4 protein-coding genes are annotated in these 13,482 nt (G+C 39.1%); 3 read left to right on the top strand and 1 reads right to left on the bottom strand.

The window, feature by feature from the left end:
• Positions 1 to 54 precede the first annotated feature (54 nt).
• Complete coding sequence (locus AC0L3Q_RS22255) at positions 55 to 1,845, bottom strand: tetratricopeptide repeat protein (protein ID WP_473283038.1); 1,791 nt, start codon at positions 1,843 to 1,845, stop codon at positions 55 to 57.
• 600 nt (positions 1,846 to 2,445) lie between these two features.
• Between AC0L3Q_RS22255 and AC0L3Q_RS22250 the strand changes: the two genes are divergently transcribed.
• From AC0L3Q_RS22250 to AC0L3Q_RS22240, 3 genes are all read left to right on the top strand, one after another.
• Positions 2,446 to 4,620: an RICIN domain-containing protein gene (locus AC0L3Q_RS22250; RefSeq protein WP_473283036.1), complete on the top strand. Its 2,175-nt coding sequence runs from the start codon at positions 2,446 to 2,448 to the stop codon at positions 4,618 to 4,620.
• 26 nt (positions 4,621 to 4,646) lie between these two features.
• The gene (locus AC0L3Q_RS22245) at positions 4,647 to 6,533 is read left to right on the top strand and encodes an RICIN domain-containing protein (protein WP_473283034.1); all 1,887 of its coding nucleotides are present in this window, start codon (positions 4,647 to 4,649) and stop codon (positions 6,531 to 6,533) included.
• A 188-nt stretch (positions 6,534 to 6,721) separates the two neighbouring features.
• Complete coding sequence (locus AC0L3Q_RS22240) at positions 6,722 to 13,435, top strand: glycoside hydrolase family 48 protein (protein WP_473283032.1); 6,714 nt, start codon at positions 6,722 to 6,724, stop codon at positions 13,433 to 13,435.
• Positions 13,436 to 13,482 lie beyond the last annotated feature (47 nt).

The raw sequence follows: 13,482 nt of genomic DNA, 5'->3' as shown, positions 1-13,482 counted from the left end.
CCAAACTACGTATTTTTTAAGAGTATAAAAATTCATTTTTTTGAAAAAGAATGTCTATGCAATTTCATTTTGTAAGTGGTCCTTTAGTGAGACATCTTCTGGGATATTCATTTTTTTCTTCAATCGCTTTCTGGCCATTTTTACAGCATGTGTAGAGACACTCAATAATTGGGCAGATTCTTTGATCGACAGGTTTAATTTCATAAGCAAACAGTGTCTAATATCGTTTGATGATAGCTCGGGAAAACGCGTATTGATTTGGGCAGTGATACCAGGATACTGTGATTCTATACGATCTTTCAAAACAGTAAGATCCGAAGTAGAAGAGATAAATTTATCCAATCGTTTTTCGGCTTCGATGATTTCTTCTCTGTTGTTATATCGTATTGCCGTAGATAGTATTTTTTTGATAGTAGTCAACCTGTTCAATCGCTCATTTACAGAGATCATAGTAGCCAAAAATTCTTCTTCTCGACTCTGTAAATGTTGCTCAAGGATTTTTTTCTCGTTTTCTTTTAGTAGTTCTACTTCTTGTTCGCTTTTGGCATATTTTTGATAGAGTATTACCGATAAGAAAACAACCAATACACTAAACAAGCCTACAGCAAGCGAGATAATATACCACTCCTGTTTTTCGTTTTTGTAAGATAAGATTTCGTTGTCTTTGGTGAGCAAATCGTTTTTGTGCTCCTCTTCCAAAAGTTGAAACTTACCCTCAGAGATTTTGGCAATATCTTCATTTCTGTTTTTGTATAAACTATCAATAAGTACCCCGTGTTTTTCATAAAACAGCATAGATTTTTCCCAAGATTCCATTCGTTTATAGATCGCAGCCAGATTTTTGTAGGCAAATGCGATATCCATGGGATCATCGGGATTTTTGAGCACTGCTTTTTCAAAATATACTATGGCTTCATCGGGATTATCCAGAGAATTATAAATTTTGGCTAATACCAATGCATTAACCGCGGCATAGGAACTTAATTCAGGTTTGGAGTCCAAGATGTCTTTAGCTTCTAATGCTTTTTGTAAAGCGATGTCATAATCTCCTAAGCTTCGGTGTGCATCTGCAATCGAGGTTAAGAGGTAACTGATCTCTCCGACCTGATCTGTGTCTTTTATCGTTTCGAGGTTTGCATCCCACCAGTTGATGGCATTTCGATACTCCTTTTTATCAAAATGGGCCATAGCCATGTTGGTGTACAATTTGTATTTCAAATCTTCCTGGGCAACCACGATAGAATCATGTATTAATTCTTTAGAATAAGCCAATACCTTATCGGGTTCACCAAGAGCAAGATGGCAGGTTAAAATATTCATTTTAATGATCATCGCCATTTTTTGATCACCTCGTTTCAAGTTGATCTTATGTGATTTGTGATAATATTTTAGTGCCTGGTAATGCAAGTCCTGATTGGTTAAAATCGTGGCCTTATTGTTATAGATATACGAGAGTACAAACTCCAGATCCGGATGTTTTTGAATAAGTTTTTGCCCCTTTTCAAACACCACATTCGCACTGTCATTCATAGCATTGTTCATGTAATAGACACCAAGATTGACTAAGCCACGAACCTCTCCCTTGGGGTAGTTGGCGTCTTTAGACCGTTGGATTAAATCTTTTAAAACATCTCCGTTACCAATAAGATCCTGATTGGCAATTTCGAAAAGGCTATCGATTTGTTTGATCTGAAGCTCATGATTGGTAGCTCTTTGAGAATGGACCATATGATAGGTATGCATCCATAAAAAGATGAGTGTGTAGTAGGTTAAGCGTTTCACTTTTTGAGTGGTTAGTTTAGACGAATTGTGTAATAACGTTGTTTTTAAAAAATAGTACGCCATATGTATTCTTTTTTTATTGAATGTACCCCATATGTACCCTCCATAAAATAGAAAACCGACGTTCTTTAAAAACACAGTTTGGTTACAAAAACTAACGGTAAAAACTTGATAATATTCTGTTTAACTCAATAAATCTAAAATATGAACTCTTAAAACTCACAAAATCAAAATTTTCGAAAACCACACAATCTAACGCAAACTCTAAAATGAAATTAACAATACCAAAACACAGTCAGTCGTCAAAAATTCTTCGTTCTGTTCACTCAAAAGTGAGTGGTAAAATATCTAATACATATTCTGAATTATTAACGGCATATTCCTTAGTGATCTACAAAATTATTCTTACTCATTTTACTATCAATTTGAGCATTGATCACCGCAATTGTACAGGAATAAATAATTACAGTTCATAGTGTATTACCATAATCCTTTATATGGGAAAAGTGTATAATTTTTGAGGAAATCAATTGTCTACAAAACATTGATTTACAGCTTTTTATATGTGAATCCCAATACTATTCTGTTTTTTGGGTAACCCACTGAAAAACAGATAGGATAACATATGTTACAGAACAAAACTAACTGTTAAAACCAAAAGTCATGAAACGCATTGAAATCTTGTTTGCAGCGCTTATATTTTGTGTAAGCATTCTGCAAATTCAAGCACAACCAACACCTCCCAATGGTAAAAAATGGGAAAAAGTAGAAGCACTCTCCGACGAATTCAACGGAAACAACTTAAATACCTCTAAGTGGGCAATAAATGTATCCACCTGGATAGGAAGACCACCAGGAATCTTTAAGCAAAATGCTGTAAAAGTAAAAGATGGATCATTACAATTTACCGCATACAAGTTATCATCTCCAGAAACTGTAAATGGCAATCGATATACTCATGCGGGCGCACTGGTAAGAGCGCTAAAAAGTCAAACCTATGGGTATTACGAATGTAGGATGAAAGCCAATAAGACCTTTATGTCCTCCACATTTTGGCTCATTAATAAACGTAACGAAGGTTCGGGATGTGATGTTCGGGTAACCGAACTTGATATCACAGAAACTGTAGGGGTCAATTCTAATGGTGCGAGTTGGGTAAACAACACCATTAGAAACATGAACTCAAACACGCATAGCCGTGGTACTGCTTGTAATAATACACCTGTAGGACAAGAAGGGGGTAAAGCCTCGCTAGGAGAACCTTCGTGGAAAGGATATCATACTTATGGTGCCTGGTGGAAAAGCAAGGATGAGGTGTTATTTTATCTCGACGGAAAATTTGTTTATAAGATAAAACCACCTGCAGATTTTGATTTACCGATGTATTTGAGATTGGTAACCGAAACCTATGACTGGAATCCTCCAAAGGCAGGTCAGGATGGAATGAACGATACTGCTGCAAACAGAACTACCTATTACGATTGGGTACATACTTATAAGCTTGTAGATGATAATGGAGGCTCTGGACAGAATACTGTGGCTTTTAATAATGCACCAACTACTATCACTCCACAATCCAGTTATACGTTCAACCTGGATTATCAGGCATCTACAGATCGAGAAATCGTAGTAGAGTTTTGGTCTGCAAACAATTGGATAGCACAACAACAAGTAACCGTAGCAAAGGGTCAGGGGACAAGAGCAATAACAGTGAATTTACCTTCTCCACCCGTAGCAGGATCTGGATATGTGTATAAAGCCCATATTCGTCCGGTAGGTACTACATGGCGAGAAGCTTTGGATCGCGATCAGGTTAATAATGTTACTGTAGAAAATGAAGTAGTTTTTGAAGATAAAGTAACATTCAAGAATGCGCCTACCACGATTAATCCTGCCAATGCATATACTTTTGATATGGAATACAGTGCTTCTGCCGAACGAGAAATCGCAGTGAGCTTTTGGAAAAACAACACTTGGGTAGCTAGTAAAGTGGAAAAGGTTTCCAAAGGAAACGGGGTGCAACCCATCACCGTTACCTTACCATCTTCTCCAGCTATTGGTGGTGGCTATGCCTACAAAGCACATATACGCCCAACAGGTACGAATTGGCAACAGGCGTTGGATAACGATCAGGTAAATAATGTAACCGTAGTTTCTGCCAACCCTCAACTCATTGCCAATGGAACCTATTTTATTGCTTCGTCAGTAAACAATCAAAGGGTATTGGCCAGAGGTTTAGAAAATCATAGTGCAAGAATGCATGATCCTGGAAATTTTAATGATCAGAAATGGACATTTGCTCATCTTGGAGACAATGTATATACCATCAAAAATCTGGGTACGGGTAGATTTTTAGAAGTACCGTATGCACGTTGCGGAGATGGTGAAAATGTAGCCACCTGGACCGATGCTAATGACAATCATAAAAAGTGGAAGGTCATAGCTAACGGTAATAATTCATACTCCTTACAACCATTACATTGTTTACAATCGGGTCTAGACAGATCTGGAGGTGCTAACAATGCCAATGTACAGATATGGGATTTTAGCACTACAAACGCCAATCAGAAATGGAAAATAGTTTCGGCAGATGCCAGTAAGTCAAATGATACTTTGGACCGAATCGTTGGTCTTTTTCCTAATCCAGCAAAGGATGTTGTTACCATTATGGGACAATACAAAGGAGAGGAAATTATCGTGTACAATTTACTTGGAGAAATTGTTTCGTCAACAATTGCAAAATCAGATCAGGAATTGATTTCGATCTCCTCTCTGGAGACTGGAGTTTACATTATTTCTATTGCAGGTAAGTCAAAACTGCAATTAATCAAGGAGTGATAGAAATTAACTGCATCACGTAAATTATGAAAACAAGTATTATTTATATAGTTATGTTGCTTTCTCTTTTTACATTGAAAGCACAAGATTGGAGCAATACTCCTGTACCTGCAAACGCGGGTCAGGGGATGAAATGGGAATTGCAAGAAAATTACTCAGATGATTTTAATTATAATGGAAAAGGAGATCAATTTAATAGTAAATGGCGAGATCGTTATTTCAATGGTTGGAATGGCCCCGGATTAACAGAATGGAGGTCAAACGAAGCGGTAGTTACGAATGGAAATCTTCAAATAAAAGCATCCCGAAAACCGGGTACAAATAAAGTGTACTGTGGAGTAGTTACTTCAAAAACCAAAGTGATCTATCCTATTTATATGGAAGCTCGTATAAAGGTGAGTAATCTTGAACTATCCTCAAATTTTTGGATGTTAAGTGAGGATGATACCCGGGAGATAGATGTAATTGAAGTATATGGAGGGGCTGCTCAAACCTGGTTTGCTCAACGAATGTCGACCAACTTTCATGTTTTTAAAAGAAACCCGAATAATAACAGCATCCTAAGAGATTTTAATGACCAAACACATAATACCCTTCCGGGGAATGAATTTTGGCGAAATGGGTATCATACTTTTGGAGTGTATTGGAAAAGTCCTACTGAGATCACATTTTACATAGACGGAATACAAACCTCTGATGGATCCTGGGCTCAAGCTACTATGATTGATAAACCTTCGGGTGAAATTATGGATAAGAATGTTTATAAAATGGATAAACCTGTTTTTATGATCATCGATACAGAGGATCATGACTGGAGGTCAAATCAAGGTATAGTGGCAAGTGATGCCTCGCTGGCAGATAACTCAAAAAATACAATGTATGTCGATTGGGTACGTACTTACAAACCAGTCCCTGATGTTGGGGATACGAACCAATTGCCTGATGTAAGTTTTTCTGGGATAAACAATGGAGCCCAATTACCGATAGGAACAAGTATTCAACCCACGGTGATTGCTACAGATACCGATGGTTCTATTTCAAACGTAAAATTGTATCTCAATAATCAATTGATAAGACAAGAAAACGTTGCCCCCTATGAATGGGGAAATGTAGAAGGTCGTGATGAACAGCTTAAAAATTTATCGAACGGGTCCTACAACTTAAAAGCAGAAGCAACGGATAATAGAGGTGGTATCACCAGTAAAACGGTAAATTTTACAGTAGGTACGATAGCTAATCAACAATTGATCACGGAGGGTACTTATTTTATCGAATCCACTCAAAACAATCAGCGGTTATTAGCTAGAGGTCTAGAAAATCATAGTGCAAGAATGCATGATCCAGGTAATTTTAATGACCAGAAATGGACATTTGCCCATCTTGGGGACAATGTATATACCATCAAAAATCTGGGTACGGGTAGATTTTTAGAAGTACCCTATGCGCGTTGTGGAAATGGTGAAAATGTAGCTACCTGGACTGATGCCAATGACAATCATAAAAAGTGGAAGGTCATAGCTAATGGTAACAATACATATTCTTTACAACCATTGCATTGTTTACAATCGGGTCTAGACAGATCGGGAGGGGCTAACAATGCCAATGTACGGCTATGGAATTTTAGTGCTACAAACACCAATCAAAAATGGAAAATAGTTCCGGCAGATGTGAGTAAATCAAATGATACTTTGGACCGAATCTTTGGTCTTTTTCCTAATCCGGCAAAGGATGTTGTTACCATTATGGGGCAACATAAAGGAGAAGAAATTATCGTGTACAACTTGCTTGGAGAAATTGTTTCATCAATAATTGCAAAATCAGATCAGGAATTGATTTCGACCTCCTCATTGGAGACAGGAGTCTATATTATTTCTATTGCAGGTAAGTCAAAACTGCAATTAATTAAAGAATAAACATCAATTTAAAATAAGGAAAAGACGTATAAATTTTGCGGTAAAATTATGTCTATAAAACACTGATTTGCAGCTCTTTATTATACAGAGCACACACCAGGCCCCAGTTGTTTCTTCGACTTCCTAACACATAAGAAATAACGCGGTTTGACGTAAAATTTAAATCAACTTAAAAACTAACACAACTCATGAAAAACTTTATGAAACTAGGTGCAATGGCCTTATTGTACTTATGGTGTAGTACATTGACTGCACAGTTTAATTATGGAGAGGCTTTACAGAAGTCGATTTTTTTCTATGAAGCACAACAATCCGGACAGTTACCTTCCTGGAATCGAGTGCCATGGAGAGGAGATTCGGCTTTAAACGATGGATCAGATGTTGGATTAGACCTCACAGGAGGTTGGTACGACGCAGGTGATCATGTAAAGTTTAATTTCCCAATGGCTTATTCTGTTACCACACTTGCTTGGGGAGGAATAGAATTCAAGGATGCTTATATTCAAGCCGGTCAATACGATATACTAAAAAGAAATTTAAGATTTGTAACAGATTACTTCCTTAAATGTCATACCGGTCCTGACGAACTTTGGGGGCAGGTAGCTGCAGGAGGAATAGATCATGCATGGTGGGGACCTGCAGAAGTAAATCCTCAACCTAGAGAGTCCTTCAAGATTTCGGGTGCGAATGGAGGATCTGATTTAGCAGGAGAAACGGCTGCAGCACTTGCCGCAGTAAGTATCTTATTAAAAGATGATGATCCTGCATATAGTGCTCGTTTATTACAAAGTGCAGAAGAGCTATATGATTATGCAGATCGTGTAAGAGAAGCGTATTCTAACTCGATCACTGATGCTGCAGGGTTTTATCGTTCCTTTAGCAACTTTGAAGATGAAATCGTATGGGGAGCGGCTTGGTTATATAGAGCTACCAACGATAACAAATATCTTGTTAAAGCGGAAGCGGAATATGACAATATGCAAAGAGAAGGACAAAGTGCCACGGCCAAATATAAAGAGGCTTTTTCTTGGGATGATAAAGCATATGGGGCTTATGTACTTCTTTCTATCCTAACAGGAAAAGATAAGTATAAGCAGGATGCGGAGCGAAACTTAGATTGGTGGACAGGTGTAGGAGTAAATGGAGATGTGGTACCTACAACTCCAGGAGGACTTCCGCATATCAGACAATGGGGAACACTTAGATATGCCAATAATGAAGCATTTTTAGCATTGGTATACAGTGATAAAGTATCCACAAACTCAGCACAACAGACAGCCTATAGAAATTATGCAAAATTCATGGCTGACTATACCTTAGGAGACAATCCTATCAATAGAAGTTTTATGATAGGATTTGGTAATAACCCAGCAAACAAACCACATCACAGAGGAGCTCACGGCGGATGGACTAATAATTGTTCAGGCGTTCCTGATACTTCTAGTCACATTTTGTACGGAGCTGTAGTTGGAGGACCTAAAAGTCCTACAAATGACGGTTTTGCGGATGATAGATGTGAATTTATAGCCAATGAAGTAGCATGTGATTATAATGCAGGAATCACAGGAGTATTAGCATGGATGCATGGTAGTTTTGGAGGAACCCCTTTGGCTAATTTTCCACCGGCTTCTGCAGGAACACCAACCCGAGCAGAGGTAAGAACGGTATCTAAGTTTAATAGCAATAATGCTTCTGGAAGTACGGTGCAAATCCGTGTTCAGAACAGAACAGCTTGGCCTGCAAGAGTTACGGATCAACTTTCGTATCGCTATTTCTTTGATATCTCTGAAGGTGTTGCCCAAGGGTTGACAATAGCAGATTACCAACCTACATTAAATGCAGTACAGGGGTCAAGTACTATAACTATTGGGACTTGGGATGCCAGTAGAAATATCTATTATGCAGAGGTTTCTTTAGCAGGAGAACAAATAGCTCCAATAGGAGATCCTCAATTCAGAAGAGAAACACAACTTAATTTTAGAGTAGCCAACGGTGTACCTTATGATACTACAAATGATTGGTCTGCTCAGGGGATTGGTGGAACTGAGATCGAAAGTGAGAATATTCCAATTTATGATAATGGAGTTCTTGTTTTTGGAAATGAACCTGATGGAGGAAACACGCCAACGGCATCATTTACAGCTTCTACAGAAACTGGGATTGCTCCATTAGATGTTTCTTTTGACGCTTCGGCTTCTTCAGATCCAAATGGAGATGCGTTATCTTACAATTGGAATTTTGGAAACGGACAAACATCATCCTTGGTAAATCCAACGATTACGTTCTCTACTCCAGGATCTTATTTAGTGACCCTTACCGTTAGTGATGGGCAAAATATTTCTTCAGAGGTTAATAAAACAATAACAGTTACCGATGGAAGTCCGATAGCTGCTTTTACTGCTACTCCAGATGCTGGTGCAGCACCTCTTGATGTTACTTTTGATGCTTCAGGTTCTTCAGATCCTGCTGGAGGCACACTTACCTATAGCTGGGATCTTGGAAATGGCACTACTGCAACTGGCGTAACTGCGACCGCTACGTATGCTGCTATTGGAGATTACACGGTTACCTTAACAGTTACCAATCAAGCAGGACAAATTGATACCGATACGAAAACGATTTCGGCAATTGATGGTAGTGTAAGCTGTGCTTTTGGCACACCAACAGCAGATCCTTTGCAAAACATTAATGATAGATTTAGTAATGTTTTTGTTTTAGGAAATGGCGGTCCGAGTTTGGATAACTTACAAGAATTTTCAATCAATTGGGATTTGGCAAATAATGGTTTATATGTATTTGCAATCAATACCAATAATGGGCAGCCTGATTGGTATGTAGACCTAAGAAGCAGTCTTACGCAAAGTTTTAATAGTGCAAATCCAGATGCTGTATTATCAGGAAGTGGTATAGCAGGATTAGATGGAGCATATTGGGTTACTCAGGATCAGGGTAATTTTGTAATGGTATCCAAAACAGGTGGATTTACATTGTATTTCACCAATGCAGCTTCAGCTCCAGATTGTGGGGTTACAACACCTGCGGTGAATGGAGGAACTATTGCTGGTGGTCCATTTGCATTTACCGTAGGAGATGGCATTGCTGATAATGTTTCAGGAGTAACCCTTACAGGTAATGTTGGAGAAACTAGCCAATGGGTAATCACTGATGACCAAGGAAAAATATTAGGATTGCCTCCTACACCAGAAGCTGTTGATTTTGATGGTGCTGGAGTTGGATCTTGTTTTATCTATCACCTAAGTTATAATGGAACCATTACCGGTCTTGCTGCCGATGGAACTCTTGCTGGTTTAGCAGGCGATTTCGATTTGTCAAACAGTATCGAAGTCGTAAGAAACCCTGTGGCAACGCCAACTGTAGACGGAGGAACCATTGCAGGTGGACCATTTGCATTTACCGTAGGAGATGGCATTGCAGATAATGTTTCAGGAGTAACTCTTGCAGGTAATGTTGGAGAAACTAGCCAATGGGTGATTACTGATGATCAAGGAAAAATATTAGGATTACCGCCTACACCAGAAGCTGTTGATTTTGATGGAGCTGGAGTTGGGTCTTGTTTTATCTATCATCTAAGTTATAATGGAGCCATTACCGGTCTTGCTGCCGATGCAACTCTTGCTGGTTTAGCCGGTGATTTCGACCTGTCAAATAGCATCGAAGTGGTGAGAAATCCTGTAGCCACACCAACTGTAGACGGAGGAACCATTGCTGGTGGTCCATTTGCATTTACCGTAGGAGATGGCATTGCAGATAATGTTTCAGGAGTAACCCTTACGGGAAATGTTGGAGAAACTAGCCAATGGGTAATCACTGATGATCAAGGAAAAATATTAGGATTACCACCTACACCAGAAGCTGTTGATTTTGATGGTGCTGGTGCTGGCTCTTGTTTTATTTATCACCTAAGTTATAATGGAACAATTACAGGTCTTGCTGCCGATGGAACTCTTGCTGGCTTAGCTGGAGACTTCGATTTATCAAACAGTATCGAAGTGGTAAGAAATCCTGTATCTACAGGAGGAGATTGTTCTTTTGGAACTCCAATAGCAAATGCATTACCAGCTATTAATACAGAATTCGAAAACATTTATGTGTTAGGAAATGGCGGACCAAATTTAGATAACGTAACCAAATTTAATATCAACTGGGATTTGGCGAATAATGGGTTGTACGTTTTTGCAATCAATACCAACAATGGTCAACCTAATTGGTATGTAGATTTAAGAAGTAGTCTTACGTACAGTTTTAATACAGCAAGTCCAGAAGCTTCTTTCTCTGGAACAGGTATAACAGGATTAGATGGTGATTATTGGGTTGCCGAAGATCAAGGAAACTTTGTAATGGTATCCAAAACTGGAGGGTTTACATTGTATTTCAGTACTTCAGCTACAGCACCAACTTGTGGTGATACTGGAGGGAATACAAACCCAGTTGCTGATATTTCTGCAACGCCAACTTCAGGACAAGCGCCGTTGCTAGTATCTTTTGATGCTTCTGGATCTTCTGATGCCGATGGAGATGCATTGACATATACCTGGGATTTTGGAGATGGAAACACAGGAACTGGTGTAACAGTAGATAACACATTTACTGCTCCAGGGAATTACCAGGCTACCTTAACCGTAGATGATGGCAATAACGGACAGGATCAGGCTGTAATTTCAATAACCGTTACCGATGGGGATATCATTATCAATCCACCAACAGGAGATAATGAGTATGTTGATCGTTTTATAGAAATGAGAAATGAGTTCTATGATCCTGCTAATGGATATTTCAGTGCAGATGGTTCTCCACACCACTCAATAGAAACATTAATTGTAGAAGCACCAGACCATGGACACGAATCTACAAGTGAGTTGTATTCGTACTGGTTATGGCTTGAGGTAATGAATGGACGTGTAACAGGAGACTGGACTCCATTGAACAATGTTTGGAATAAAATAGAACAATTTATTATTCCAACTACCGCAGATCAGCCAACAAACGCGGCTTACAATCCGTCTTCTCCGGCTGCATATGCAAGTGAATTCCCATTACCTAGCGATTATCCGGCTCCATTAGAATTTAGTGCGCCAGTAGGAGCGGATCCAGTATCTTCAGACCTAACAGCAACCTACGGACCAGATGTATATCAGATGCACTGGTTGTTAGATAATGATAACTTCTATGGATACGGAAATAGAGGTGATGGTGTGAGTACGCCTTCATACATCAATACGTTCCAAAGAGGAGAGCAAGAGTCTGTATACGAAACTGTACCACACCCTTCTTGGGAGAGTTTTGATTGGGGAGGACCAAGTGGATACTTACCACTTTTCGTTCTAGATCAGAATTATGCAAAGCAATGGCGTTATACAAGTGCTCCTGATGCAGATGCCAGAGCGGTACAAGCAATGTACTGGGCACAAATATATGCCAAAGAACAAGGAACGAGTCTTTCTGCTTTGGATCTTGATAAGGCTACCAAAATGGGAGATTATTTAAGAATTTCAATGTTTGATAAATATTTCAAGCCTCTAGGTGTGCAAAGTGCAACCAGTGGAGCGGGATCTGGATACGACAGTGCTCACTATTTAATGTCGTGGTACATGTCTTGGGGTGGTTCTGCCGATCCTGCTTCACAATGGGCATTTAGAATTAGTTCTAGCCACTGTCACTTTGGATATCAAAACCCAGTTGCAGCTTATGCACTAACTCAGGTAGATGAGTTAAAACCAACCTCACAAAACGGTGTTAGAGACTGGACAGAGAGTTTGAAGAGACAAATGGAGTTTTATACCTGGTTACAATCAAAAGAAGGAGCAATTGCCGGTGGAGCAACCAATAGTTGGAATGGAGATTACAGTCCATATCCTGCTGGTAAATCAACTTTCTATGATATGGCCTATGATGACAATCCAGTATACGAAGATCCAGGTAGTGGTACTTGGTTTGGATGGCAAGCCTGGTCTATGGAGCGAGTGGCAGAGTACTACTACATCACCAACGATCCAATGGCCAAAAATCTAATGGACAAATGGGCAACTTGGGTGAAAAGCGAAGTTCGATTAATCGGAAATGATGACTTTGAAATCCCTGCTACTTTAGAATGGACTGGAGAGCCTGATACTTGGGATCCAGCAAGTCCAGGTGCTAATAATAACTTAAGTGTTACGGTTACTGATTACGGACAAGATCTGGGGGTAGCTGCCTCTATGGCAAAAGCCTTGATTTACTATGCTGCTGCAACTCGTAAATATGCTACTTTGGATACTGAAGCTAGAGACTTGGCCAAAGAAGTATTGGATAGAATGTGGGTGACGTATCGTGACGAAAAAGGAGTTTCATCAGTAGAAGATCGCGGTGATTTTGCTAGAATCTTCGAACAAGAAGTATTTGTTCCAAACGGATTTACAGGAACGATGCCAAATGGAGATGAAATTAAGCCTGGAGTATCTTTCTTAGATATCAGATCAGATTTAAGAAATGATCCTGAGTTTGCAAGACTAGAAACGGCCTACAATGCTGGTCAGGAATATACGCAACGTTATCACAGAAGTTGGGCACAAATCGAGGTGGCTCTTGCCAATGCAGAATATGGGTTCTTCTTTGCTAATGATACTTCTGCAGGATCTGTACAAGTCGTAAAAGAAATCGATGTTACTGCTAGCCCTAATCCGGCAAAAAGTTTTATCGATGTTTCTACCAAAAAAGGACTTGAAAATGTGCGTTTGAGATTAGTGGATCTTACCGGAAACGTTATCAAAATGGAGTACGTAGAAAACTATCAGAAACAAACTCGCATGGATGTAAATGGATTGCCTTCTGGATTGTATGTATTAGAAATCGTTGATTTTAATACAAATCAAAAAACCAGAAAGAAAATCATTATAACTCGATAATAGGATGAATATAAGAGAGAGGTGTTTGCTCGCCTCTCTCTTTTTAA

Source organism: Aquimarina sp. KJ22-3, assembly GCF_055808215.1.
The sequence above is the reverse complement of the archived record's forward strand: the minus strand, read 5'-3'. Positions and strand labels throughout refer to the sequence as shown.